At 61.8% G+C, this 25,215-nt stretch carries 21 protein-coding genes and 2 pseudogenes; 14 read left to right on the top strand and 9 right to left on the bottom strand.

Annotated features, from left to right (window positions below):
• Positions 1 to 200 precede the first annotated feature (200 nt).
• A complete protein-coding gene (locus HNQ08_RS17945; RefSeq protein ID WP_184135197.1) occupies positions 201 to 2,504 on the bottom strand; it encodes an FG-GAP repeat domain-containing protein in 2,304 nt (767 codons plus the stop codon).
• A gap of 584 nt (positions 2,505 to 3,088) precedes the next feature.
• Entirely contained in the window at positions 3,089 to 3,397 is a 309-nt protein-coding gene (locus tag HNQ08_RS17940; protein ID WP_184135195.1) for a hypothetical protein, read from the bottom strand.
• Positions 3,398 to 3,627: 230 nt separating this feature from the next.
• Here HNQ08_RS17940 and HNQ08_RS17935 point away from each other — a divergent pair, with 230 nt between their 5' ends.
• The 7 genes and pseudogenes from HNQ08_RS17935 (at position 3,628) to HNQ08_RS17905 (ending at position 10,540) form a co-directional block, all read left to right on the top strand.
• On the top strand, positions 3,628 to 4,098 hold the full coding sequence (locus HNQ08_RS17935; RefSeq protein ID WP_184135193.1) for an MgtC/SapB family protein: 471 nt from the start codon (positions 3,628 to 3,630) through the stop codon (positions 4,096 to 4,098).
• A 939-nt stretch (positions 4,099 to 5,037) separates the two neighbouring features.
• Entirely contained in the window at positions 5,038 to 6,516 is a 1,479-nt protein-coding gene (locus HNQ08_RS17930; protein WP_184135189.1) for an ABC transporter substrate-binding protein, read from the top strand.
• Positions 6,517 to 6,628: 112 nt separating this feature from the next.
• A pseudogene (locus tag HNQ08_RS17925) lies at positions 6,629 to 7,339 on the top strand (IS6 family transposase).
• Between the two features lie 170 nt (positions 7,340 to 7,509).
• Positions 7,510 to 7,728: a hypothetical protein gene (locus HNQ08_RS17920; RefSeq protein WP_184135186.1), complete on the top strand. Its 219-nt coding sequence runs from the start codon at positions 7,510 to 7,512 to the stop codon at positions 7,726 to 7,728.
• Positions 7,725 to 8,669, top strand: a complete 945-nt coding sequence (locus HNQ08_RS17915; RefSeq protein ID WP_184135184.1) for a 3'-5' exonuclease — start codon at positions 7,725 to 7,727, stop codon at positions 8,667 to 8,669. The genes HNQ08_RS17920 and HNQ08_RS17915 overlap by 4 nt, the downstream gene beginning before the upstream one ends.
• Positions 8,670 to 8,900: 231 nt before the next feature.
• On the top strand, positions 8,901 to 9,656 hold the full coding sequence (locus tag HNQ08_RS17910) for a ParA family protein (protein WP_184135182.1): 756 nt from the start codon (positions 8,901 to 8,903) through the stop codon (positions 9,654 to 9,656).
• Positions 9,653 to 10,540 carry a ParB/RepB/Spo0J family partition protein gene (locus HNQ08_RS17905; protein WP_184135179.1) on the top strand — a complete coding sequence of 296 codons (888 nt, stop codon included), beginning with the start codon at positions 9,653 to 9,655 and terminating at the stop codon, positions 10,538 to 10,540. Before HNQ08_RS17910 ends, HNQ08_RS17905 begins: the two co-directional genes overlap by 4 nt.
• 436 nt (positions 10,541 to 10,976) lie before the next feature.
• On the opposite strand, the gene HNQ08_RS17900 is transcribed toward HNQ08_RS17905, so the two are convergent.
• Positions 10,977 to 11,987 (bottom strand): glycoside hydrolase family 113 protein, encoded by a 1,011-nt coding sequence (locus HNQ08_RS17900; RefSeq protein WP_184135177.1) that lies wholly within the window; start codon positions 11,985 to 11,987, stop codon positions 10,977 to 10,979.
• Positions 11,988 to 12,059: 72 nt separating this feature from the next.
• Between HNQ08_RS17900 and HNQ08_RS17895 the strand changes: the two genes are divergently transcribed.
• Positions 12,060 to 12,665, top strand: a complete 606-nt coding sequence (locus HNQ08_RS17895; protein WP_221284282.1) for a TetR/AcrR family transcriptional regulator — start codon at positions 12,060 to 12,062, stop codon at positions 12,663 to 12,665.
• Positions 12,666 to 12,829: 164 nt separating this feature from the next.
• On the opposite strand, the pseudogene HNQ08_RS17890 reads toward HNQ08_RS17895, so the two are convergent.
• A pseudogene (locus tag HNQ08_RS17890) lies at positions 12,830 to 13,504 on the bottom strand (IS6 family transposase).
• A gap of 62 nt (positions 13,505 to 13,566) precedes the next feature.
• Between HNQ08_RS17890 and HNQ08_RS17885 the strand changes: the two are divergent.
• Together HNQ08_RS17885 and HNQ08_RS17880 are read left to right on the top strand one after the other, a co-directional pair.
• Positions 13,567 to 14,139: a ParA family protein gene (locus HNQ08_RS17885; protein ID WP_244977214.1), complete on the top strand. Its 573-nt coding sequence runs from the start codon at positions 13,567 to 13,569 to the stop codon at positions 14,137 to 14,139.
• Entirely contained in the window at positions 14,136 to 14,420 is a 285-nt protein-coding gene (locus tag HNQ08_RS17880) for a hypothetical protein (RefSeq protein ID WP_184135172.1), read from the top strand. The genes HNQ08_RS17885 and HNQ08_RS17880 overlap by 4 nt, the downstream gene beginning before the upstream one ends.
• A gap of 660 nt (positions 14,421 to 15,080) precedes the next feature.
• On the opposite strand, the gene HNQ08_RS17875 is transcribed toward HNQ08_RS17880, so the two are convergent.
• The 5 genes from HNQ08_RS17875 to HNQ08_RS17860 all read right to left on the bottom strand — a co-directional run bounded on the left by HNQ08_RS17875 (position 15,081) and on the right by HNQ08_RS17860 (position 21,330).
• Positions 15,081 to 16,940 carry an NPCBM/NEW2 domain-containing protein gene (locus HNQ08_RS17875; RefSeq protein WP_221284281.1) on the bottom strand — a complete coding sequence of 620 codons (1,860 nt, stop codon included), beginning with the start codon at positions 16,938 to 16,940 and terminating at the stop codon, positions 15,081 to 15,083.
• Positions 16,941 to 17,671: 731 nt separating this feature from the next.
• Positions 17,672 to 17,803: a hypothetical protein gene (locus HNQ08_RS27980; RefSeq protein ID WP_268240032.1), complete on the bottom strand. Its 132-nt coding sequence runs from the start codon at positions 17,801 to 17,803 to the stop codon at positions 17,672 to 17,674.
• Positions 17,804 to 17,864: 61 nt separating this feature from the next.
• Positions 17,865 to 19,346, bottom strand: a complete 1,482-nt coding sequence (locus HNQ08_RS17870; protein WP_221284280.1) for a SulP family inorganic anion transporter — start codon at positions 19,344 to 19,346, stop codon at positions 17,865 to 17,867.
• A gap of 265 nt (positions 19,347 to 19,611) precedes the next feature.
• A complete protein-coding gene (locus HNQ08_RS17865) occupies positions 19,612 to 20,886 on the bottom strand; it encodes an MFS transporter (RefSeq protein WP_184135152.1) in 1,275 nt (424 codons plus the stop codon).
• 51 nt (positions 20,887 to 20,937) lie between these two features.
• Positions 20,938 to 21,330: a hypothetical protein gene (locus HNQ08_RS17860; RefSeq protein ID WP_184135150.1), complete on the bottom strand. Its 393-nt coding sequence runs from the start codon at positions 21,328 to 21,330 to the stop codon at positions 20,938 to 20,940.
• A gap of 33 nt (positions 21,331 to 21,363) precedes the next feature.
• Between HNQ08_RS17860 and HNQ08_RS17855 the strand changes: the two genes are divergently transcribed.
• The 4 genes from HNQ08_RS17855 to HNQ08_RS17840 all read left to right on the top strand — a co-directional run bounded on the left by HNQ08_RS17855 (position 21,364) and on the right by HNQ08_RS17840 (position 25,023).
• Complete coding sequence (locus HNQ08_RS17855; protein WP_184135147.1) at positions 21,364 to 21,600, top strand: hypothetical protein; 237 nt, start codon at positions 21,364 to 21,366, stop codon at positions 21,598 to 21,600.
• 444 nt (positions 21,601 to 22,044) lie between these two features.
• Entirely contained in the window at positions 22,045 to 22,353 is a 309-nt protein-coding gene (locus tag HNQ08_RS17850) for a hypothetical protein (protein ID WP_184135144.1), read from the top strand.
• 31 nt (positions 22,354 to 22,384) lie between these two features.
• Positions 22,385 to 23,785: a phospholipase D-like domain-containing protein gene (locus tag HNQ08_RS27975; RefSeq protein WP_184135140.1), complete on the top strand. Its 1,401-nt coding sequence runs from the start codon at positions 22,385 to 22,387 to the stop codon at positions 23,783 to 23,785.
• Positions 23,786 to 24,561: 776 nt separating this feature from the next.
• Positions 24,562 to 25,023 (top strand): hypothetical protein, encoded by a 462-nt coding sequence (locus HNQ08_RS17840; RefSeq protein ID WP_184135137.1) that lies wholly within the window; start codon positions 24,562 to 24,564, stop codon positions 25,021 to 25,023.
• The last annotated feature ends 192 nt before the right edge of the window (positions 25,024 to 25,215 follow it).

The following is a 25,215-nucleotide window of genomic DNA, read 5'->3' as shown; positions in this document are numbered from 1 at the left end:
AACTGGACGCCGCGTGAGGTGCTGGCCTGGGAGGAGGCTCCAGCTGCTCGCCGCGCCCAACAAATGAAGTACAAGCTGCCAGACGGCGAGGGCCTCCGCAACTGTACGAGAGGGAGTCGATGGAGCTGGCGCCGCGCAAAGCCTCCTCCTGATAGCGCTGGAAACGAGCGTAACCGCCGCGCAACTGCCCACCCGCCCCCTCAGTTCTTGGTCAGGATGGAGATGGTATTGCCGGTGTAGCTCGCCGTCGCCAGATCAAGTCGGCCGTCGCCGTTCACGTCCCCCTGGGCGATGGAAAAGGGCGTGGAGCCGACTCCGTACATCACCTGAGAGGCGAAGGTGCCCCCAGACTGGCCCGCCAGGACGGAGACGGTATTGCCGTTAGCGTTCGCCGTTGCCAGGTCAAGCCGACTGTCACCGTTGACGTCGCCTAGGGCGACAGATATAGGCCTGGAGCCAACTCCATACGTTACTTGAGGAGCAAAGGTGCCTCCAGACTGGCCCAGCAGGACAGAGACGGTATTGGCCCCATAGTTCGCTGTGACCAGATCAAGCCGCCCGTCGCCGTTGAGGTCGCCCAAGGCGACAGATGCGGGATTAGAGCCGACTCCGTACGTCACCTGGGGAGCGAACGTGCCCTCAGACTGACCCAGCAGGACGGAGACGGTATTGCCGGCGTAGTTCGGTGTGACCAGATCAAGCCGCCCGTCGCCGTTGAGGTCACCTAAGACGACAGATTCGGGACTAGAGCCGACTCCGTACGTCACCTGGGGAGCGAAGGTCCCCCCAGACTGAGCCAGCAGGACGGAGACGGTACTGTCGTTCACGTTTGTCGTGACCAGATCGACCCGACCATCGCCGTTGACGTCGCCCAAGGCGACGGAATAGGGATAGTTGCCGACCCGGTAGAACTTCACCTGAGGAGCGAAGGTCCCCCCAGACTGACCCAACAGGACAGAGACGTTGTTACCGCCAGAGTTCGCTGTGACCAGGTCAAGCCGACCATCACTGTTGACGTCGCCCAGGGCGACAGACACAGGCCCGGCGCCAACCCCATACGTCACTTGAGGAGCAAAGGTGCCTCCAGACTGGCCCAGTAGGACAGAGACAGTATTGGCCCCAGAGTTCGCTGTCACCAGATCGAGCCGACCGTCGCCATCGATGTCGGCCAGGGCAATGGAATAGGGAGTAGAGCCAACCCCGTAGGCCACCTGTCCTTGAAAGCCCGCCGCACTCTCGGCTTTGGTGCGAACCCGGAAGCGACTGACCACCGGGGCACACAGGTGGCCACCGTTGGTCTGCCCGGTCAGGTCGCTGCTCAGCACCTGCTCGACCTCCTCACCTGCGAACAGCGGCCTTGTCCCTTTCAGTGCAGGTCCGCTTGAAGCGTTCGTCAGCGGGCCACTCTGGAGGCCACGCACCGCAAAGCCGCCCGCCGAGGCCAGCGGCTGGTCAAAGCTGGGCTCGAAGCTCGTCTCCGGGTCCAGGAAACCTGCGGCGGCGGCAGGATTGGCCGACAGGCCCAGCAAGGACAGCAGGGGTGTGGTGTTGCCCAGCATCGCGGTGGGCGCGTCCGCCGTCCCTGCCGTTCTCAGCGATGAGAGTCGCTGAGCGACCGGTGAACCACCGGCAGGGCAGCCTACGCTCTTAAGGAGCACTGGCGTGCCGGGAAACTGCGCTTGCAGGGTGCTGATCCTGGCCTGTACCGAGGCGGTGTCGGCGGTGCCGAGTTCGTCCGGACCCTGGGTGACGGTGGGGATGCTGTCGGTGTACGCCTCCACCATGATCGAAACTTTGAAGGGATTGGCCTGGGCGCTGCTCTGGAGGGGCAGGTCGAAGCTGAAGGTCACCTGGCCGGTCGCGCTCTCAGCAGGTAGGGTGCGCGAGCCACTGCCCGGAATTGCCGTTACGAAGCCGTAAGGGAAGATGTCGCTCACCCCGGCAGGATGAGACAGGGTGCTCGTCGAGACCTCGGCCTCGGTGTATGCCTGGAAGAGGGCGAGCCGCTGATTGATGAGTGGATTGGTGCCGTCGAGGATTTTCGGCTGGCTGGGTTTAAGCTGGGTAGCGATGGCCGGGTCGGCCGCCGTACCATCGAACTTCTGGAAAGTACTGACGGGCGTTCCGGCGATGGTCCTCGGGGTTGAGACAGCCAGGAAGGTGAGATTGGTCAGAGCAGTGCCGCTGGTGTTGGTCACGCCGAACGTCGCCTGGTAGTTGCGGTTCCCAGCCTGGTCGAAGTTGGCCCGGGCAAGTAAAGCCAGCGACACGGCGGGCTGATCCGTCAGGGACTGACCCTGGATTCCTGCGGGCCGGGCGGTGACACTCAGCGGCTGAGTCCCTCCACCGATGAAGGTAATCTCGAATAAGCCCAGGGAACGGCTTGGACCGGATACTGGCACCGTTAGAGGCGGCGGCACGGTGCCGACGACAGAGCTGGGGGAGGAGCAGGCCGAGAGCAGCAGAACGGGGAGCAGGAGTAGGGACCGTGTACGCTTCAGCATGACTTTTCTCCAGTGTAGATATTGAAGCCAGTTGCTCAGATCAGAGATCGAGCAGAGTCCTGATGATTTAAGAGTAGAGTTTCTAACAAATTTGTGACTTTGGTCCAGCAGTGAGAGCAACAGATTATGGCAGCGCATGGCGTCATGCGGAGGGCGGAGCTCATGCAGCTTCGGCCTTTCGAGACATCGCTACCCAACTCCTGCTTGCGTTGGCGCGTTCTGAATACCCTTGGTGCATTTGAACTGTGCCGCAGGGAATGACTTCCAGCATTCGGCGAACGGTTTCTTCGTGGCCTATTGTTACTTTATCGGTGGGCTTCTCAGAAGGACTCTTGAGATCATGCTTCTTAGAAGGCGGCACATCTCCGATTGAGATGCTGCCTTATCCATCGAATATTTCCGCAGCCCATGCCAGCCCAAGTGCCCACTCGAAATCGGTGGTCATCCAGCTAAATGACTGTGTGAGTCGCACAACTGGCGCAGTGGGTTGTGGCAAGTTGTTGGGGTAGGGTGACGCGGTGGCCAACAGTCAGAAGCTCCCCGCCTCCCGGTTACCCTTGGCAACCATCGGCTAGAGAGTTCTGTTAAGTCTCGAAGTACAGCGGCTCCTTCATACGCAGGATGGCCCCGATTAGCACGTGATCTTCAATACGTCCTTCCTGCCAGACCGTTGGCGTGCCACCCTCGTAGCCCTGACTGCCGGCGATCTTGAGCTGCTGATCGGTGCGGTCGACGAGCAACGCGATCCCAGCGACGGCTCCGAGCGCTTCCACGGCGGGCGTCAGGACAATCTCGATCACTTCCCGTTCCGTGCTGGCGGCGCCGAGCGCTGCGGTGATGTCCTGAAGATCCTTCGCCAGTGGAGCGAAAGGCTCCAGATAAGGAGAGGGCATGGCAGTGCCTTACCCGCATAAACGTTGGGCAGGGCACCCCTGCTGCTGGAGACCTGCATGATCGTTCCCCCATGTCGTATCTCGCGATTGAGGGTTTCAGCTCAACTTTTTCGGGCGTCAATTCGATTTCGGGTCAGCGCTTCAGCCAGACACTCCCAGCCATGCGCAAGTCATCCAGTGCTTCCAGCGCGGGATGATCCGTCCTGGCCGGGTTGCTTACACTACTTGGCATGGAGTCTTTTTGGACCGAGCTGAAACTGATGCAGGGTGTCCTGGCGGCCTTTGCGCTGAGCGGTGCGATTGGCTGGGAACGGGAGCGTGTGAACCGCAGCGCGGGCCTGCGGACGCACATGCTGGTGGGCATGAGCGCGGCCCTGTTCGTGGTGCTGGCCGAAACCCTGATCCTCAGTTTCGGGGACCGGGACAATGGCGTACGCTTCGACATGATCGGGCTGTTCGGCGCAGTGGTCAGTGGCATTAGCTTTCTGGGCGCGGGCGCAATTTTCTCGGATCGGGGCCAGAAGGCCACGGGGCTGACCACCGCGGCGGGCCTTCTGGCCACAGCGGGTGTGGGCGTAGCCTGTGGCTTGCACCTGTACGTGCTGGCCACAGGGGCCACCCTGCTGTTCCTGTTCACGCTGGCGGTGGTCCGGCGTCTGGCCGAGGGGGAGGACGACAGTGCTGCTGAGGACCAGGACTAACGGGTTGGTTGTGGCAAGTTGTTGGGGTAGGGTGCCCCAGTGCTGAGCGGTTAGAAACTGCCGGGCTACCCGTTTCCCCCAACGTGATCGGCTACGCCGCCAATGCTGTACCACCGATTCATACTGAGTTATCGGGACGTCGAGGAACTCTGACTGGAGCGAGGGATTGCCTTTACCCGCGAATCCCTCCACACTTGGTGCCTCAAGTTCAGTGCGCTGTTCGCCTAGGGCCTGCGGCGCTGGAAACAGGGAAGGGGTTTCCGGTCACATGTCGACGTTACGGCAGGTGGACGTCGGTGGCGTCAAACACTGGTTGGCAGTCAAGGGCGGCACCAGCGCTGCCGACGCAGCACACCTGGGTCAGGATGGCCGGGGCAGACCCGAGGTACGGGTGGTGGATTCTCCTAGCCTGGGCGCATCGGTGGAATCTCCTGGACCGGTCTCGGCCAGTTCGTCAGGCGTCGCGCTACCGGTTGCGCTGACCACTGAGGCCGGCCGCCGGGCCGCCGATGCGTTCGCAAGCGCATTCAACGCGTTCTCAAACCGGGCGACGCCAGCCAACCCCTGGCCAAGATCACGTGGCTACGCCGCTGGGCACTGAAAACAGTCCAGACTGATTTTCTGCGCAGGCGCACGGGACCGACAAGACGACTTGGGCTGCGGCCGCCCTCCGCTGGCCATGGACTCTACGGTCTGTGCCCTGAACCTATTGCTTTGCCGTAGGGCAGAGGAGTTCCTGCTGGCAGAGCTCGAATCCGGAACATACCAGGTTCCCCTCGCAGACTTGACCGATACAGTAAGCTGCGTATGCTCCCCCAGAAGGTGTCTCCCGCCTGACCGCACCGAGGCTTGCCTGTGAACACCTCACCGAGTGGCTTCGCCTATCAAGGGCCGGGGCCCGCTGACTGTTTCGCTCCCACCTCTTCAAGGAGTCAGATCATGCGAAGCGCCAAGCTGTTGACTGCCATGCTGATCTCAAGTCTTGTGACCCAAGCAGTGGGCCAGACCCTGACAGTGGGTCTGGATTCCGATGTGGTCAAGCTCGATCCGGCCCTGTCGGCCGCGGCGATAGAACGACAGGTGCTGTATCAGGTCTTTGACCGCCTGGTTGACGTGGATGACACGCTGAAGATTGTCCCTTCCGTTGCCAAAAGTTGGAAAATCAGCCCTGACGGCCTGACGTATACCCTGACCCTTCGCAGCGGCATCAAGTTTCACGACGGCACGCCCCTTGACGCGGCGGCTGTGAAGTACTCGTTGGAGCGCAACATGACGCTCGACGGCAGTTCGAGAAAAAACGAGCTGGCGGCCATCAAAAGTGTCACGGCGGTCAATCCCACCACCGTCCGCCTCGATCTGAGTGCGCCGTTCGGACCGTTACTTTCCATTCTGGCCGACCGCGCCGGTATGATCGTTTCTCCAACGGCGGCCAAAGCGGCAGGTGCTGATTTCGGCCGCAATCCAGTGGGCAGCGGTCCATTTAAGTTCGCTGGTCGCGTGGTCCAGGATAACGTGACCCTGAATGCCTTCGCCGGCTACTGGGATGGCACACCCAAAATCGACAAGCTCGTCTTCCGCCCCTTCGCCGATGGAGATGTACGCTACGCCAATCTGCTGTCAGGCGGGGCACAGGTGATCGTGCTGGACGCCAAGGATGTCGATAAACTCCAGGCCAACACCCGCTTCGAGGTCCTGAACATTCCCACCCTGGGATTTCAGGGCATCTGGCTCAACACCACCCGTCCACCTTTCAACAACAAACTTGTCCGGCAGGCCGTGGCAGCAACGATCGACCGCAATGCCGTGACCAGCGTTGTTTTTCGCAATCTCGCCAAACCGTCAGCCGGGCCGTTTCCGCCTGGAACGCCTGCCAACAGCACCAGCATCAAGGTTCCGGCTCCGAACATTGCCGAAGCCAAAAAGAAGCTGCAGCAAGCTGGGCAGAGTAATCTCAGCTTTACCCTGATTGCTGGGACAGGCACGATCACCACCTTGCTGACACAGTTGTACCAAGCGATGATGGCCCAGGCCGGCATCAACGTGAAAATCGAACTGCTCGAGAGCGGCGCGCTGAGCAGCCGCGCCACGACCTACAACTTCGATGCGGCGCTGCTGAACTGGAGCGGTCGGGTGGATCCTGACGGCAATATCTATGACTGGGTGCGCACAGGCGGAGCGTACAACTATGGGCGCTACAGCAACAAGGAGGTGGATGCCCTGCTTGCCAAGGCGAGGCTGCAAAGTGCGATGAGCGCCAGAAAGGCCACCTACAACGTGGCGCTCAGCAAGGTGCTTGACGACATGCCATACATCTGGGTGTACCACCAGAACCTGCTCTACGGTGTGACGAAAAACCTGAGCGGGCTCAAGCCCAGTCCCGACGGCATCTTGCGGTACAAGAACGTGAGCCTGAAATAGTCTTCTTGTCTCTGGCTTTGTCATGGCTTGAAACGGTTGTGTGGCTTTCACTTGGCCCGCAGGGGTGACCTGAGGTGGTTCTGGCAACTTAACCTCGGTAGACTGGTGAGCTGTGCATGACCGGAAGCCATACCGCCACCGTTTCCCCCTGAGCGTCATCAGCTCTGCCCTGCGGTTCTACCACCGCTTCCTGCTCAGCCAGCGTGACGTGCAGGAGTTCCTGCACGAGCGCGGCATCCACGTCAGTCACGAGACCCTGCGGCAATGGAACATCAAGTTTACTCCGCTGCTGACAGAAGAACTGCGCCACCGAGAACCTCGATGGGGTTCCCGGTGGTATCTGGACGAGGTCTGCGTCAAAGTTGGCGGGCTCAAGGATTGGTTGAAGCAGGCGATCAACGAACATTGGGATGTGTTGGACAGCCTCCTTCAGGAACACCGCGACACCAAGGCAGCCAAGTCCTTCTTCAGGCACCTGTTGAGGGAATACGACGTGCCACAGGTCATTCACACCGATAAGCTGTGGAGCTCTGGGGCGGCACTGCGCGAGCTTCCCGTGCTCCACCATGTAGAGCACATCCAGATCATCTCCGCCGCCCGCTGCCATAACCTCGTGAAAGGGTCACATCGCAGGGCACGGCAGCGGGAGCGCAGTCAGCTCGGCTTCAAACGAAGACGGCGAACTCAGGAATTCCTCGCCCTGCACGCTTGAGTCTCGAACCTCCACCGCCACACCCGAACCACCGTCCCTGCCACCGCTAGAAGAAGGAACCAAGGCGCTGCGGTGCGTCTCTGGCAGGAAGCCATGCACCAGGTGGTTTAAATCGCAAGCCACCTGTCTGACCCCTCGTGGTTCCACCCAGGTTAAATTGCCAGGACATGGAGACTGGAACATGATTTCCCCCTACGATTGTCGCCCAAGCTTCATGGCCGGGTCATAACCATAGGCTAGGATTTCCTGGCCCGAACCAACAGAACCAGGAGGTGATCTGCATGCCGCGCGTTCGTCGCCGCACCCCCACATTCCTCAACACGTATCCGCCGCAGTTTGCCACCATGGCCCAGTTGGAAGCCGAGGGCCTGCGTCCGGCTCAGAACCAACTGCCCGCCGCGCTCTTTAAATGCAAGCAACAGGACCGAGAGTCAACCTCCGCCCTGTACGCCCGTGCCGACGCCACACCTATCGTCCGGGGAGAATCGGGGCGAAGGTGATTCTTCCTGTTCACCGCGAGATCCCGGAAGGCCTGAACCGTAAGACCGATTTGAAGAAGCTGGGGTTAGCCTCGACAGGAGACCCGTTGACTCGGTACGAGTACCGGACCCGCAAGGGCTGGGAGCACTGCAACCTGTACGCCGTGGCGGCCACCACCCCGATAGACTGGAAAGCCAATGAACAGGCCAGAAAGACCCGAAAAGCCCAGCGTGAACAGCACCGACAGGATCTGGAGACGATGTTCAGCGAGGAACTCGCCAGCCTGGAAGCCGACACCCTGGCAGACGCGCAGCAGGAGTGGCGCAAAGCGGTGAAGCGCTTCAGGCATTGGGCCGACGATCCACGGCTGCTGATCGTCGGCACCCAGACCACTGGCCTCACCGGGCAGGTGGTCGAGATCGCAGTGGTCACGCTGGACGGCACGCCGCTCGTGGACACCCTCGTCCGGGCCACGGTGCCCATCGAGCCGGGCGCGCACCGGATCCACGGCCTGACCGACGCGGACCTCAGGGACGCGCCGGCGTGGCCGGAAGTCATGGAGCTCCTCAAGCCGGTCCTGCAAGGTCGGCTCTGCCTGGCGTACAACGCCGAGTTTGACCGGCGGGCCTGCGCTACCAGCAACGCAGCCCATGGCATGTACAACGCCCTGTCGGACCGGCAGTACTGGCTGTGCGCGATGACGGCGTACGCCTCGATCGGCTGGGCCTGGAGCGATCGTCGCGGGGAGTGGCGCTGGACCTCGTTGCGGAATGCCTGCTTCGAGCAGGGCGTGGCCCCAGAAGCCGACACCCACCGCGCCCTGGGTGGCGCGCAGGCCTTGGCACGGCTGGTGTCCAAGCTGAGCAGCATGCCGCCAAACCCCCCCACCACACTGCCGGAAGGCATGGCCATCACTACCGAAAACGTGGGCTGGACCCCTGAGGAGCACCCGAGCTGGTGACGGTCCCGGCCGAGACGGGCACAGACCCCAGGTTTCCGTGCCCGGGACGGCGCGTTGAATCCCAGCATGGTTAAAAACCAACCGGCCCACATCCTCCGCCCCTCATACTGCCTGAGAGTTGAGGACATCTGCCCTAATGCACCGATATTTCCTCAGCTGGGTCTAAATGCGCCCCTCTCCCCTGCCCCGGCGTGTGCGTCGGGGTTTTGACGTGTTATACGCTGACATCTAATGAAAACGCTCACCGTATTCAATCACGCAGGCGGCGCGGGCAAGACCAGCATCGTCCGCGACGTCGGCTTTGAGCTCGCACAAGCTGGCCAGCGCGTCCTGCTGATCGATCTGGACCCCCAGGCCAGCCTCACGAAGTGGCTGGGGGTGACCGATGTGATGGAGGACGAGACGGTCCTGCCCGTGGCGGTAGATGGTCAGCCATTGCCCACACCGCGCGAGGCCCATGGCCTGCACCTGATTCCCTCGCACATCAACCTGTCGCTGGCAGAGGCGCAGATCAGCGGCCAGATCGGCGCAGTGATGACCCTGCGCGCCGCCCTGTTTGCTGTAACCAACCAGTACGACGTGGTGTTGATCGATAGTCCGCCCAGCCTGGGCCAGCTGGCCGCGCTTGGGGCTCTGGCGTCCGACATGATCGTGGTCCCAGTCCTCACCAGTCAGAAGGGCCTGGACGCCCTGCCCGGTCTGGAGCGCGCCCTGGAAATGTACCGACGGCTGCGACCTGAGCTGCGGGTAGGTCTGTACGTGCCAACCATGTACGATGGCCGACGCCTGCATGACCGGGAGGTGCTGTCGGCCCTCCAGAGCAGCCTGCCGGGTCTAGCTGACCCCATCCCCTTCCGCGGCGCGATCTGGATGGACAGCACCACCGCCGGGCAGCCGGTGGGCGTGTACGCCCCAAACTCGGTCCAGCAACAGGACGTGCAACGGCTGACGCGCCGGGTGTTGGATCTTCTGGAGGTGAGCGCGTGACACGCTCAAAGCGTCCCGCCCGCGATTTGGGCGATCTGCTGGGCCGCTCCGCGGAGATGATGAAGCCGGCGGCGTCAACCGTAACGCTGCCAGTTGCCGCCCTGCGTCCCGGTGCGTTCCAACCCCGGCGCACGTTCGATGACCCAGCACTCCAAGCGCTGGCCGCCAGCATCCGCGCCGAGGGCATCCTGCAGCCGCTGCTGGTGCGTCCAGTGAACGGCGGGCACGAGATCGTGGCCGGGGAGCGCCGCTGGCGGGCTGCGCAGCTGGCCGGGCTGACCGAAGTGCCAGTGCTGGTGCGAGACCTCGACGATCGACAGGCCCTGGCCGCGAGCTTGCTAGAGAATCTGCAGCGCGAGGACCTCAACGTGATCGATGAGGTGGACGGCAAGCTGGCCCTCGTTGCCCTGGCCCTGGGAGTGGACGCGGAGGCGGCGCGGGGGCGCCTGATGCAGCTGCTGACGGCTGAGCCTACCGAGGACCACGTCCGGCTGACCGAGGTCTTCTCTTCCCTGGGGGAAACCTGGGAATCGTTCGCCAAGAACAAGGTTCGGATCCTGAACTGGCCGCCCGAGGTGGTGGACGCCCTGCGCGGCGGCCTGCCCCTATCGGTGGCTGCTGTGGTTGCTGGGGCCGATGAACGGCTGCGCACACAGCTGCTGGCCCTGGCTCAGCAGGGAGCCTCGCGTGCCGAACTCCGGGCCGAGGTGCAGCGGCAGGCGCTGGCCGCGCCGGATCGCAGCAAGCTGACGGCGGCCGCCACAGTTGTCCGTCGCCTGTCAAGCCGCCGTTTCATGACCCGCCTAAGCGCCGAGCAGAGCAAAGAGATGGAACGCTGGCTGGCGAAAATGCCGAGCTTCATGCGGGATGAGGGGGACGACTGAGCTTCTTCGTTCCGGAACGAAGTGGTGTGACCTTAAGCGGATCAATGGTTGTTTTTGCCGACAGCAACACACAAAACAGAAGTGATCGGCATTCTGTTTACCGGCACCCTAAGATAAAAATCAGCTTCGATGCGGACTCTCGAACGTTGGTGAACTATCCTTTACTTTCCAATTCTTAGACGTGAGTCTGTCGGGCCATTTAGAGCTGACAAATTCATCGTAGATCACAGTAGACATTCAGGGAAATACGTTGAGCGACGACCGAAGATCAATCTGTTCGGTCCTCGCACACTTAACTTGAAGAATGCGTTCCTTGAAGGCCCGCTGGTCCTTGCAACGTGCGGTCTCACCCTCAGACCACCCCAGAGTCGATTTCTACTGCATGAGATTCAGTTGACGGCATCGATGAGATCACCACATTGAATCCTCGTGAACCTCAACGGCCTTCCTGATAAGCAATGGCTAGGGCGTCGAAACTCCTCTTGGGTGTCCATCTCGGTGCCCCTGCTTGATCAGGCCCACCAGGGTGGACTTTCACGATCCCAAAACTTCCCAGATCCAGATCCGACTCGCCGTCTTCCCGGTGTGGGAGGTAGAAGCACGCAAAGGTACACACGAAGGCACTGTCCACACCCTCCTCTTTGAAGAGGGCGACGAGTTCCGCGATGCACCTCGCCTGTTCTGCCTCGTCGCGCTCGTACTCTCCTTTCAGGGCGACAGGGTATCCACCTTCGTACTCCACGATATCCACCGCTCCCCGGTCCGCTGCCCCGTGATAGGTGGCGCACCCGAACTCTGTGATCGCCAGGGGTTTGCCCCACGCCATCAGGGACTGAAGGCCGGAGCGGAGGTGTGGCGCAGTCTCCTTCGTGCGGTAGAGATCCAGAGCGAGGAAATCAAAGGGCGCCCAGTCGACGCCCTCGAAGTGAATAGAGGCGTATGTCAGGGGTCCGGCAAACCGTGCGCGCAGAGCCTCGGCGGCACGGTGCAGGAAAGTGTTGATCCGGGCCGGCAGTTCGGCCAGGCCAGCCAGAACCGCTGGGTCCCTCTGAAACAGGCCGTTCAATCGGATCTCGGCTGTATCGCCGGGGAGGAAGCCGTGGGTAAACAGACTCAGTTCGGCGCCGGTTACCAGCACGATGCAGGCCCCCTGCTGACGCAGCCGTTCGGCACGGTCGGCACAATCCAGGAGCAGGGCAAGCAGCGCTTCCTGGCTCAGTTCATAGGTGAAGGGTGAGAACCAGATCTCAAGACCCAGCTCAGCAGCGTGGCGTGCGGCGAGTTCAAGGCGCTCCGGGTCGCCGCCCGTCACCCGGACGGCCGTGCAGTGCAGGTCATCACGGATCGCCTGGAGGTCCCGGCGCACTGCGTCGGGATCGAAGGGTTCATGGGTGCTGGTGATGCCGTTGAAGAAGCCGGTGTCGTAAGTGATTCCCTTACCTCGCATAAGCCCTCCCGGTAAGGTACGCCAAGTACCTTAATGGAAAGATAGGCGCTCAAGATCAAGCTGTACAGTGGAATGACCAGCGTAATGCCCGACGACACCCCAGTCCCCAAGCGCCGCCGTGGCGCCGTCCTTGAGCAGGCCATCCTTCGCGCAGCCGCCGCCGAACTGCTGACTGCGGGATATGCCAACTTCAACATGGATCAGGTGGCGCGCCGTGCGGGGACCAATAAGAACGCGCTGTACCGCCGCTGGCCAGGCCGCGCCGCCCTGGCGTTCGCGGCCTATAGACACCTTGCCGCCGAACAATTCACGCCGCCGGATACCGGGAACTTGCGCGAGAACATCCTGACCATCATGCGGAGCGCGAATCAGCACTGGGCTTCTCCTCTTGGGGAAGTGCTGCGCGGCCTGCTGGCTGGCCTCCCTGAGGACCCGGAAGTCCTGAAGCAGCTGCAGGCCAGGGGAGCTGAAGGTGGGGCTGAGCTGTTCATGGCCGTTCTGGAACGCGCTGTGGCCCAGGGCGAGGCGCGCCCAGAGGCGCTGCGCCCACGGGTGGCAGGCGTGGCCCTGGCCTTGCTCCGCCACGAGTACCTCATGCGTGGTGTGGCTGAAGTTCCGGATGACGTCCTGATGGAAATCGTGGATGAGGTCTACCTGCCGCTCGTGCGCCGCCAGTAAAGGGTCAGGGAATAGGGGAGGGGAGAGCAGAGGTGTTCCGCCTGGGCCCTGGAGATCGCAGCGCCTAGAGAACTTCATCGCATGGTTGTGGCAGGTTGTTGGCGTCAGGGGTTATGGCAACTTAATTTCAGAGGGCCACAGTAGGACAGCAGGCAGCTTGATTCTCAAGCCGCCTGCTGCATGGCGTCCCGCCAGCGGAGCAGCACTGCATCTTGATTGCTTCGTCGGCGGGGGGCGAGGACGGTGGTTCGGGTGTGACGGTAAAGGTTCGAAACGCGAGCGTGCAACGCCAGAAATTCTTGAGCCCGTCTACGGCGTTTGAAGCCGAGCTGACTGCGTTCCTGCTGCCGTGCCCTGCGATGGGACTGTCCAACCAGGTTATTGCAGCGGGCTTTGGAAATAACTTGGACGTGCTCCACAACGTGGAGCACAGAAAGTTCTCGGACCACTGCGCCGTAGCTCCAAAGTTTGTTGGTGTGAATGATCTCCGGCACGTCGTAGTCCCCCAACAGACGCACAAAAAAAGACTTGGCCGCCGCAGTGTCGCGGTGTTCCTGAAGCAGGGTGTCCAGGACAGCCCCAGATTCATCCACAGCCCTCCAGAGCCAATGCTTGACCCCACCGGCCTCCACGCACACCTCGTCCAAAAACCACCGGGAACCCCGGCGTCCCCTCCCGGTGGCGCAGTGCCTCGGTGAGGAGTGGCGCGAACTAGATGCTCCATTGCCGGAGGGTTTCGTGGCTGACCTGAACACCGCGCTCGTGAAGCAGTTCTTACACGTCACGCTGACTCAGGGGAAGCAGTGGTCCAACCGCAGCGCGTCACCGATGACGCTCAGGGGGCAACGGTGGCGGTAGGGCTTACGGTCCGTTCACCGCTCACCAGCCTACCGAAGTTCACTTGCCAGAACCGCCTCAAAGAGGCGTTGGGAAAACGACGACAACGCTTTATCTCGCTGCTGTGGCGGCTCAATTTGGGCAACGGGTCACGGTGATTGATGCGGATAGCGAACACAGCGCCCACCGTTGGGCCGCTCATGCTGAGCTTCCATTCGAAGTGATTCAAGGTGAACCGGACCGCCTGGCCCGTCAGGTCAAAGCTGCTCAGGCCACAGGGAGTATGGTCATCATTGACACGCCGCCAAACTCCCGTGAGCTGCTGCTCCGGGCTGGCGGCCTGGCGGACATCGCTCTGGTCCCTGTGGCGCCAACAGGTCTGGAAGTGGACCGCCTGGGACCGACACTCGAACTCCTGGCCGATCTTCAGGCACAGCGGGAAGAACTCGCTGTGGCCGTTCTGCTCACCCGGTACAACCCACGTCGCCGCCTGGCCCGTGAAGCAGAGGATGCACTGACGGGTCTCCCTGTACTGAATGCCCGGGTCCGCGAGCTTGAAGCGTACAAGGCGGCCTTCGGTGGAACACCGACAGACCTGGATGAATACGCCGCAGTCTGGAAGGAGTTACTAGAATGACCAAGAGCAAGCGCCCGAAATTGGGTGACGTTCTCCGTACGGGTGAAAAAGCTGCACCAGTGCCCACCCCTGCTGCAATTCCTGACGCCTCCCAGCAGGGAAGGGGAAAGGCTCAGGGCACACCACCGCCAGTGGATGCGCCAGCAGAAAAGATGGTGCAGCTGAATGTCACTGTCCCTCCAGAGTTGAGGCGGGCGGTGCGGATCAAAGCCCTTCAGCAAGGGGTTGAGGTCAGCACAGTGGTTCGCCAATTGCTGCAGCAATGGTTAGATCGAAAATAGCATTCTAATAAAATAGATTCCTAGGTAAATAGCATTTCCGGATCTGCTGCGCGCCCGCTTCCTTGTCCAGGTCGTCCGGATCTGCTTGAGGGCCGCCACGGTGGCCTGCGCCGCAGCCGCACTACGTCAAGCTGGGGCTTGACCGCGTGGGGATCGGCAGTGAGTCCTGGCTTTTCCTGATCGTGTATGTGGCCGTGTTGATCGCCGTGTCTATCGCTGCTTTCCGCTGGGTGGAAAACCCGGCGCGGAAGGACCTGACGAGACGATTTAAGCGCAGGGAAGCAGCCACCACGTAGCGAGAACCCCGTCAGAGCGGGCTTTCTCATCCAGCATCGCTGACATCACATAACAATGGTCCCAATATTGGCCACCTCTCAACGCACGCCCCCACCTCTCAGTGGTGGACGGGGGTTCGCCCTGACGACACCACTAGGCGCAAAGGCAGAATGCCAACCGCTCTTGTCAGGGAAGAATCGGACACACGGCGCGTTGTCTGTGCCGGATACCCTGCGTCCCGAAGGTGGGTATTCAATAGGACTCCCTCCGAATCTTGTGGCGTTGAACCCTCAGCGTGCCCTTGCTGTCCAGACTTCTGGACGAACAGTGTCCAAAAAAGCCACTTCCATTCTGGAAGTGGCTTTTCCGAGTGACGAGGGGGGATCAGCGTGGGCCAGTGACCATTCCCGCAGCTCGGGCGCGGCCTTCCCAGGCGGTGACGGCCTGGGCCAGCAGTTGCGGATCGACGGCGCGTTTCTGATTCTGGACGCGGGTGTTGTTGCGTTCCACCCCGGCAGTCGCAGACCAGTCCCAGCGGGAATGAGGGCTTTTGCTGCTTGGGACACTCCAGCCCACGGTGTTGCCTTCGGCCACCACCGTGCTGGTGTCATTGGGCGTCGAGCAGTAGTTGCGCAGGTAGAAGCCCGCGTCACTCTCGGCGTCCAGCAGCGTGCCATCACTCAGTTTGCCCAGCGCCAGGATGGTGTTGCCCTTGACGCTCTGGTGGTGACCGCCGGCCACGGCGATGCCGTAGTTGCTGGTTTCCAGCACGGTGTTGTTGGTCGCCTCGGTGTAGCCCGAACCGCAACCGTCACCCATCATGATGCCGCCGCCGCTGTACGAAGCGTCGGGACGTCCGGCGAACGCACCGTTGATCAGGTTGTCATGGATGCGGATCGGGCTGCTGGCCGTGCCGTTGGAGGCGTAGATGTTGATCACGTCTTCGACGTGACTCTGGCGGGCGGTGTTCTCCACACGGTTCCAGGCAATCTCGGCACCGCTCAGATCCAGCATGCCATTGAGTTGCACGAACTGGACCCGGTAGAACTTGTCCTGAAACCCACCGTTGCCATCACTGTAGCGGCCCTCAATGTTGCGGGCCAGGTTGTTGCGGATCACGACGCTGACGGGCAGCCCCTTGTCGCCTTGCCACTTGTTGACGTAGATGCCAGCCGTCTTTTCCATGAAGTTGTTTTCGATCAGCAGGGAGACGATGCCCTGGGCCTGCACAAAGCGGCCGGGGATGCGGGTGGGATCGTTGGGGTTCAGGCCATACCCTTTGCAGTTGCGGACGATCAGGTTGGCGGAGGTCCAGGAGGCGTCGATCAGGTGGCCGCGTCCACGCAGGGTGCAGTTTTCGAGGATGACGGGCTCGGCGGTCTTGATCTTGACGGCGGCGACGGTGGGATCGTTGCTCAGGTATTCGCCGGTGTAGGTGCCACCTTTGGTGATGACCAGCGGTCCGCTGACAATCGCAGGGGCTGGTGTGGGCGCAGGTACAGGAATCACAGGCGCAGGTAGAACGGGCACAGGAGCGATCGGGAGGACGGTCTTCACCGGGACCACGCAGCCCTGCAGCATAGGTGCGGCCCAGTCTGCGTGATCGTAAGCATTTTTATCGCTTGCGTCGGTGACGGTCAGCTTCAGGACCTTACGGCCTTCGATATTGACCTTCAGGCTCTTGGTGGTGCTGGCCCCCGTCATCTTGCCGCTGTCGTAGAGTTTGACGTTGTCGCCGTACACCTGAAAATTGACGCTGCCCTGTTTCCCCACCTCGTCGTCGATCCCAATGTCGGCTACGAACAGCTTGCATGTGCTGGCCAAATTGAAGGTCACTGAGGAACTGGCGTGAACGCCCAGACCAGTCTTGTACTTCTTGCCGTTCAGGGTGATGGTCCGCCCGTCGCCGCTCTTGGCCTCGCCGGTGCTGGTGTTGCGTTCGACTGGTCCCCAGCCGTTGGTGGCCGCTGCCCAGGGCATGTTGCTCAGCGTGTTATCTCCGGCACTCAATCCTTGCTCGGTCAGGCGAGTGCCCACCTCTTCATCGGTCCAGGAGCGATCCGCGCTGTTGTCCACGCTGTCCTCGAGTGCTGGCTGCTGAGCCGTCACCTCCGCCTGGTCCTCAGGGGTGCTGGGCCCGGAGCAGGCCGCCAGGATCAGGGGCGCACACCACACCAGCCAGCGGAGGGAACGGGCGGATTGGGCGAGCAGGGACAGAGGAGCTGAAGCGGGGAGGGGGGACATGTGATTTCTCCTGAGAGCTTGGTGAGAGATGGGAGACAAGAACTGTAGATGATTGGATTGAGGGCGGCGAAGTTGTCGCCTTAGTGGGATTCCTTCTCGGCTGTCATCACGCTACAGAATTTGCCAAAGCTTCATCTATGAAGTATCCATAAATGACCCACTATCCTTGCTGAGTTTTTTACATAAAAATCGTTTCAGTCTTAAATTTATGGGGGTATAGGGGGAGGATCAGACCTCGCAAGAATAATCTGTATGAAATTTGTAAGAGAATTTTTTTGAACAGAAAGATCATATTGATCTCACATCGCTTCCCAATTCTAGATGAGTAAGAAAGCTGTAAGAGAATACTTAGCTCGTCGAATTTATAAATCAGAATGAGGCTCTTGGCACTCATAATCAATAACTAGAGTTCCTTTACAAAACAATTAATCTCTGATCTTTAAAATAGAAGCGGTTTAAATATATTTATATCGTTATTTTTTATGATTCTTTGGCCAGAATCGGTATTTTCAGAAGAGACCAGAAACTGCTTGTGGATTTAGCGCAGTAGCCAGCCTGTGTGACGTCCGCTCTGAAGTGGCGCGGCCTCACCACCGTCATAGACACGGAAGCTGGCCCCTGCTGAGCGTGAGCATGGCCTGCCTGGCCAACTCCATCGGATGACGGCCTGATGTGGTTGACCAGCGAGGCGGAATCGGCTCGCTCAGAGGGAGGCCAGAAAACCCCACCGCTCAAGCGATCACCATTGGCAGCAGGACCGGTGTGCGGCCCGTCAATTCGTACACCCTGCCCAGCACCGTCTGGTGCCACTCCTTCGCCAGCGCTTCGGGTGCGGCCCCCGCCCGCATACCCTGTTTAAGCACGTCTTCAAAGGAAGACAGAACGCACCTTGCGTCCTGTCTTCCTCGTTCTGGGTGTGTTGATTCAGTGGCCGGGGGCACGGTCGAGTGCGCCGGGCTTGTCATAGACGGCCACACGGTCGATCAGGGTGGCGCTGGCCTCGTTCATGCCCACCACTTCCACGTCCACGCCCCGGCGCATGAACTGCAGCGCCACCTTGTCAATGGCCCCGACGGCGCTGCTGTCCCACAGGTGGGTGTGTGTCAGGTCGATCACGACCCGGTCGAGGTCCTCGGTGATATCGAACGCGTGCGCGAAATCGTAGGTGCTGACGAAGAACATCTGGCCATCCACCCGGTAGTGGCGCTCGCGCCCATCCGGGCTGAGTTCGCTGGTGATGGTGGAGAGCTGTGAGACCTTGCGGGCGAAGAAGACGGCACTCAGCAGCACGCCGATCAACACGCCAATGGACAGGTCGTGCGTGATCACGGTGGCCGCCACGGTGGTCACCATCACGATGCCCTCGCTTTTCGGGAAGGTCCTCAACGTGCGGAAGCTGCTCCAGTTGAAGGTGCTGAACGCCACGACGAACATCACGGCAACCAGCGCCGCCATCGGAATCTGGATGACCAGCGGTTGCGCCACCACGATCAGCAGCAGCAGAAAGGCGCCGGCGACGAAGGCGGACAGGCGGCCCCGGCCCCCGTTGCTCACGTTGATCACGCTCTGCCCGATCATCGCGCAGCCCGCCATGCCCCCGAAGAAGCCCGTCACGATATTGGCGGTACCCTGCGCACCTGACTCCTGGTTCTTGTCGCTGGTGGACACCGTCATGTCATCGACGATCTGCGCGGTGAGCAGCGATTCAAGCAGGCCCACGATGGCGAGTGTGGCGGCGACGGGGAAGAGAATCTGCAGGGTCTCGAGATTCAGCGGAATCTGCGGCAGGCTGAAGAAGGGCAGGGCGGTGGGCAGCTCACCCATGTCACCTACGGTCTTGACGTTCACGCCGGTGAAGATCGCCACAGCGGTCAGCACCACGATCGCCACGAGGGCGCTGGGGATGGCCTTGAACAGCCGGGGCAGCAGGACGATGATGGCCAGTCCCGCGGCCACCATGGCGTACATCGGCCAGCCCTCGCCCACGAACTGCGGCAGCTGGGCCAGGAAGATCAGGATGGCCAGCGCGTTCACGAATCCGGTCATGACGCTGCGGGGCACGAATTTCAGGTAACGGGCCAGCTTGGCCCAGCCGAACAGCACCTGAATGACGCCGGTCAGGATGGTGGCCGCGAAGAGATACTCGATGCCGTGGTCCCTCACCAAGTCGATCATCAGCAGCGCCATGGCGCCCGTCGCGGCACTGATCATGCCGGGGCGGCCACCGATGAAGGCGGTGATGATGGCGATGCAGAATGAGGCGTACAGGCCAACTTTGGGGGCAACGCCAGCGATGATGGAAAAGGCAATGGCCTCGGGAATTAGGGCGAGCGCGACCACGATGCCGGCGAGCACGTCGCCCCGGATGTTGCCGAACCATTCCTGCTTGTAAGTTGCAAGATTCAAATCAAGACCTCTCATCGTCAATTTCCGCAGTGGCGGCTGAGCACCGGGGGACAAAGACATCGTCTTTGTCTGGGGTCACGCTGTCACCAGTTGTTCTCCAGGGGCACACTCGGTAAGGAGGTGCCGCACCTGCGGTTGAGGTCAGTATGTCGAAAGTGTCCAGCGAACGCAAACCCTCGAAGCTGTACCGCGTGGGGGACACTGCGGCAATCGAGGCCCTACCCGCCTGGAAATCAGGCTGCTGGCCGGCTTCCCCCCGGCCAGTTCAAGTGCCGTCCTGGTTCACAGCTGGAACTGGAGTTTTCCAGGCCACGGCAGCCAGCAACAGGGGCACCAGGGCGCTGACCAGCAGGACAGACGCGTAGGACCCAGTCCAATCCTTGCCAAGCGCGAAGAGCAGCGGCCCGAAGGCCGTGCCTGCCACCGAGGTGGTGAAGGCCAGACCCCGGATGGCCCCCAGGTGTGTCCGCCCGAAGTAATAGCCCCATGCGCTGACCGAGACTGCGGACTGCATGCCCTGCATTAGACCCAGCAATCCACCGTAGGCCAGGGCGGTGGGCCCGTCATGGATCAGGAGTGGCGCCAGCAACGCGAGGGTCAGTGCCACCAGCGACGCGGGAATCAGCCGGCGGGGGGAGAAGCGGTCGAGGAACACGCCGCTCAGCAGGTTGGACGTGGCGTACACGGCGGCGATCGGAACGAACACCAGTGCCGCCGTGTCGCGGGTGACCCCCGCGTCGGCCAGCAGCGAAAAGTGATGAAAGATCAGACCGGTGCCCAGAGCGGATTGCAGCGCGCCGCTGGCGATCAGCAGCCAGAACATGGGCGTGCGCCGGGCCTGGGGCAGCGTGAGGGCCTGCTCGACGGGTAGGGGTGCGCCAGATGGGGCCGAGTGGCTGTCAGGGATCAACCCATAACGTTCGGGGCGGTCCCGGAACAACATTGCCCCAACCGGCAGGATTGTCACGGCGACCAGCCCTCCCAGCATCATGTAGGCGCTGCGCCAGCCGTGGGCTTCGATCAAGGCCTGGATCACCGGGGGAAACAGGCCGTTGGCGAGGGCCGCCCCGAGTCCGGTGAGCCCGAGGGCCAGGCCCCGGCGGCGCACGAACCACAGGTTGACCACGTGCGCGCTGACCAGCCCCAGGGCGCCCTGGCCCAGCCCACGCAGCAGGACGAAGCCCACGAGCAGCGTCCACGGCCCACGCACGAAGCCCATCAGGACACAGGCCAGGGCGAAGAGCGCGGCCACCACCGTCACGATCCGGCGCGGCCCGAAGCGGTCGATGGCGCGGCCCACGAACGACATGGCGAGCGCGCCCATCAGGGTTCCCAACAGGTACAGGGTAGACACCAGAGAGCGGCTTAATCCCAGCTCCTTGATAATCGGATCGAGAAACGCCGAAACGCCCACCGTCTGTCCGGGCGTGGTCATGATCACGCCCAGCGTGCCCGCTGCCACGATGACCCAGCCGTAATACACGGGCGAGGCTGCAATCACGCGGCTGCGGGCGGGAGCAGCCGAATCAGGCGGGGTCAACGGCACTCCCTGGAAATCACCGCGTCATCCTGCGCGGTTTGTGGCCATGGGTCAATCCCCGGGTGCGTGACCCTGTAAGAGGATCTCGCACACCAGCTCTTGGGCACTGCCCATCTCGCTCCCAGTGAATCGCCCACTTCCAGGCCGACTCAGCGTCTGCTCGGTTGGGAATTCGCGGCTGACCATCAGCACCTTCACTTTCCGCCAGACCGCGTCGAGGTCCGGGACCAGTCGCACGGACACCTCGCGCCCGGACATCGGTTCCCGAAGGGTCAGGATGGCTCCGATATCGAGCACGTCCGTTTCGGCCTCGCCCTGGAGTTGTACGCGGGTGGCCACGGGCTGAGCTGCCAGTTGCCACAGCTCAGCCCGTCCCTCGTTGCTCAGTTCTTCGATCTTGAGACAGCTGGTGCTGAGGCCTGTGCGTCTTGAGGATTTTGCCATCCACCCTTGACCCTACTTGCTTACACTCCAGGCATGAGTGACGACAAGAAAGGAATAGGAGAACGCCTGGGCGAGGCCGTAGACAGCGTGAAGCACAAAGTGAATGAAGGCGCGGACCGCGCCCGCGCCGAAGGGCACGATTTCAAGGCCGAAACCACGGACAACCCGGTCGAGGGTGCTGTAGAAAAGGGCAAGGGCATGGTGGACCGCGGTAAAGCCGAACTCCATGAGAGCGCCAGCGAGAAAGACGCCAAAGACGCCAGCCGCTAACTGGCTTGACCTATAGGGTGCACGGCCAGAAAGCCGTGCGCCCCTGGCTTGCTTGCCCATAAAGTATGGCAAATGTCCATGGCGTCTCGATCTGTGCCTGGGGCAAAGCAGCGATTCCCCCCTGGTCCTCATCCGTGGCCTGCAGCCACCTCTATTCACCCGTCTTCCACGCACCTCACAGTGGAGTGCGAGATCTGGGCTTGTGATCGGCTTGGTCACAGCCGCACCGTGGCTTTGAAAGACGGCTTCCTGACCTTCTCGGCTCTGGGCTGCGCATTGCGGCAGCGCTCACAGCGTGGCTCACCCGGGCAGGAATTGCCAGGGCGCCTTGTTCGGGCATTTGCTCTCAGATGAGCGTGGGCGCAGCGGAACTGTCTACACTGCCGCAATGCGACGTCCATTCCTGCCCATCTGGCGAGCCCTGAAAGGCGAACCCAGACAACGTTGCCTCCGTACCGTGCGGGCGACATTGCCCTGGGCTTCGCCCACACGGAACAGGAGATCTACGGTGAAACCATGGGTCACTTCCCGCGGCGGGTGCGGGACATCCCCATGCGTGATGTGACCAAACTGCGGCGGCACGCCAGGGTCGCCAAGTTGGGGAGCGCGTCACAGACCGAACCCCTGAAGTCAGGTTCCTTCAAAGACCATCTGACGGTCGGCCCGCACGCTCTAGGGCTGGTGCCGGCGGCATCGTTCCTGAGGACGACAGTTGAAGTACCGGCACTGTGGGTGGCGTGTGGCGGTCACTGATCCCACGCACTGGTTCCTGGGCCCTGACCACGTGCCCCGCACCCCCCACTTCACCAGTGGGAACGCCGCTGAGGCCCTGATTGACGGCGCGGCGTACTTCGGCCACCTGGCCGGCCAACTTGAGCAGTTGGGGCAGGGCGACGAAGTGCATCTCGCGGGCTGGCGGATCACGCCAGACCAGTCCCTGCGGCCTCTGGTCCCTGGGGCCCCGACGTTGAGTGCACAACTCAGTCACCTGAGCGCACGGGGCGTGCGGGTGCGCGCCCTGCTGTGGCGCTTTCCCTTCCCACCCGCCGGCTGGGTCCTGCCCCGCTTCCGGGACAACGTACGTTTCGCCCGTCAGATTCGCGCCAGGGGTGGCGAGGCGGTCCTTGATGGCCGCCTGCGCCGGGACGTGCCCAGTTCCCACCACCAGAAAGCGGTGGTGCTGCGTTCTGCAAACGATGTGTCCGCCTATGTCGGGGGAATAGACCTGTGCCGTGGGCGCTGGGACACTCCAGACCACACCGGCCGCCGGGCAGACCTTCGGGGCGACTTCCAGGCATGGCACGACGTGGCGTGCCTGGTGCGCGGGAAGGCTGCCGCGCAGGTTTGGGAGAATTTCACCGAGCGCTGGAATGACCGCACCCGCCCCGGACGCTTCGATGCACCGCCACCCCCAGTGCAAACGCCTCGTCCGAAGGGCCTGTGCTGTGGTCAGCAACATGTTCAGGTGCTGCGGACCCTGGCGCCGGGCGTCTACCCCTTCGCGCCCCAGGGAGAGCAGAGCGTGCGTCTGGCCTACGAGCGGGCCATTGAGCGCGCCGAGCACTACATCTACCTTGAGGACCAGATGGTGTGGCCCTGCAGCCTGATCGACCGACTGCGCGCCGCGGCGGGCCGTGGGGTACAGGTCATGCTGGTGATGACGCGGGCGTATGAGGTGCCGGGCCTGCTTGCCTTTCACAACACCCTGCGCCGCCGGACCCTGGAGCGCGTTCGTGGGGGCAACCCAGCCAACCTCCACACCTTCCATCTGCGGCAGGCAGCCCGAGGGTCCGTGATCTACCTGCACTCCAAACTCATGGTTGTGGATGACTGCCTGGCGATCATCGGTTCAGCCAATGTGAACTGGCGCAGCGCGACCACAGATTCCGAGCTCGCGCTCTCCATAGTGGACGGTGAGCGGGTGGCGGGACAGATGAATGGGCAACCGATGGAGGTGGCCCGCTTTGCCAAAACGTTGCGCCTCGCGCTATGGAGCGAACACCTGGGTCTGGATCATGAGGTGCTCGACGACCCCATTCAGGCCCTGGCGGCCTGGCCATGCGGACGGCCCGGAACGCAGCGACATCACGCAGTGGTTCATCGCGTACCGTACCCACGGCTTCCTGTCCCGCATTGGATTGCCCACCTGATGAACCCACATGTCGTTGCCGCCAGGCGACCTTGACTTCATCTCTAAGCTCGATAGGCTGTATCTCCGCCCCACAACACCTCAACAGTGCTGAAGATCGGAGAGCACATGATCCATCCCAGTAACCACGTGACGCGCAAGACCCAGATGTCTGCACGGTCGAAGAGACTGAGGCCGTGACCCACACCTGAGCTCCCTCAAACCTGTATGGCACGCGAAGGCGTCTGGGGTGAAGGGGTTGAGGCGCAGACTGCCTACCAGCAATAGGTTGTGCCTGCAAAGCCTCAAAGCATTCCATCAGGCAGGCGATGGTGACTATCGCTCCGTAGTAACACCCCTGCTTCTCAAGCCGAGTGGTGATTCTCTGAGAGCGCTTCAGTCGGCCCCCAACCGCTCAATGACGTTGCGCTTTCGGCACAGGCCACGGTCATACGGCCGTGGCCGCTTGTGATCCCGTTTTGGAGGAACGGTCAAGCGAATCCCTCGTCTTCGACCAGCCGATGAGCCTTGTCGCCGCAGTACGCCCGACGCGCCAGGACAAAGGTGGAGCGGAGCCCGAACGTTGAATCCAAAGGATGCCGTTCAACACGGTTCAGTGATCAAGAGATGGGCGGCCCGTTCGGGGTCGTCGTGGAGGGAGCAGTAGGGCCACTCAGCCCCACTGCTCGTCAGTCAACTCATACTTTCGCACCACACGTCATTCTCTCAGCCCTGCAGGAGTTTGCGGACATACCTTAGCAGGACTTTGGCACTCTTGAAGGCTCTCCCCAGGTGCGCTGAAGGCAGCAAGAGAGTGGCTATAGCCTAGCCCTGTGTCGAAACATCACTATGAGCTCCGTCCTCTTGAAGGGGTCCTCTCTGTCCGCTTCAGCATGACCTCAGACCAAGTCAGAACCGCCGTATCGGGTGACCCCTTCATCTTCCGGAAAACACCAGACAGTGGCGAAGTCTATGCCTACCAGGGCAATGCGTTCCAGGTCTTCTTTAGCACGGCTCAATCGGTCGAATTTATCGAGCTGTCCAGGTCAGAACACTTCAGTGTCTCCTATCAGGGCATTGACCTGTTAGGCACCCCGGCTAAGCAGGTCATTGAACAGATGGCCCAATGGGCAACGTATGACCGGGACGCACCAGGACAAGGGTATACCTATACTTTTCCGACGCTGGAGCTTGCCTTTTGGCGTCCTGTGCGGCCTGGCCGATACACCATGGGAGATGGCCGTTACTTCAGCACCGTGGGCATTGGCCGTCCTGGGTATTACAGCGCAGGATGAAAGAAGGTCCGTGCCCCTGAGTGGCCTTCAAGAATGACAAAATCCTGCGAGTGCCGGGAAAGACAGTCACAGCGAACATCAGTCCCAGCGTCACAGTCTTCAGAAACCCCCTAAGTCCCTGACGCGGCCGCCAGTCAGCTGGGCTGGGTTGGCATGCGGGTGGAGCGGTGGCCGTCCTAGACATGGGCTGGA

This window comes from Deinococcus humi, assembly GCF_014201875.1.
Classification (GTDB): Bacteria; Deinococcota; Deinococci; order Deinococcales; family Deinococcaceae; genus Deinococcus; species Deinococcus humi.
Note: the sequence above shows the minus strand (reverse complement) of the source record. Positions and strands in the feature narration are given on the sequence as shown.

What these genes read in the sequence shown, in the direction of transcription:
- HNQ08_RS17940 (WP_184135195.1), bottom strand. Translation starts at nt 3,397, where the DNA reads ATGCCCTCTCCTTATCTGGAGCCTTTCGCTCCACTGGCGAAGGATCTT.
- HNQ08_RS17910 (WP_184135182.1), top strand. Translation starts at nt 8,901, where the DNA reads ATGAAAACGCTCACCGTATTCAATCACGCAGGCGGCGCGGGCAAGACC.
- HNQ08_RS17900 (WP_184135177.1), bottom strand. Translation starts at nt 11,987, where the DNA reads ATGCGAGGTAAGGGAATCACTTACGACACCGGCTTCTTCAACGGCATC.
- HNQ08_RS17855 (WP_184135147.1), top strand. Translation starts at nt 21,364, where the DNA reads ATGAGTGACGACAAGAAAGGAATAGGAGAACGCCTGGGCGAGGCCGTA.
- HNQ08_RS17860 (WP_184135150.1), bottom strand. Translation starts at nt 21,330, where the DNA reads ATGGCAAAATCCTCAAGACGCACAGGCCTCAGCACCAGCTGTCTCAAG.
- HNQ08_RS17920 (WP_184135186.1), top strand. Translation starts at nt 7,510, where the DNA reads ATGCCGCGCGTTCGTCGCCGCACCCCCACATTCCTCAACACGTATCCG.
- HNQ08_RS17935 (WP_184135193.1), top strand. Translation starts at nt 3,628, where the DNA reads ATGGAGTCTTTTTGGACCGAGCTGAAACTGATGCAGGGTGTCCTGGCG.
- HNQ08_RS17880 (WP_184135172.1), top strand. Translation starts at nt 14,136, where the DNA reads ATGACCAAGAGCAAGCGCCCGAAATTGGGTGACGTTCTCCGTACGGGT.
- HNQ08_RS17895 (WP_221284282.1), top strand. Translation starts at nt 12,060, where the DNA reads ATGACCAGCGTAATGCCCGACGACACCCCAGTCCCCAAGCGCCGCCGT.
- HNQ08_RS17945 (WP_184135197.1), bottom strand. Translation starts at nt 2,504, where the DNA reads ATGCTGAAGCGTACACGGTCCCTACTCCTGCTCCCCGTTCTGCTGCTC.
- HNQ08_RS17875 (WP_221284281.1), bottom strand. Translation starts at nt 16,940, where the DNA reads ATGTCCCCCCTCCCCGCTTCAGCTCCTCTGTCCCTGCTCGCCCAATCC.
- HNQ08_RS17930 (WP_184135189.1), top strand. Translation starts at nt 5,038, where the DNA reads ATGCGAAGCGCCAAGCTGTTGACTGCCATGCTGATCTCAAGTCTTGTG.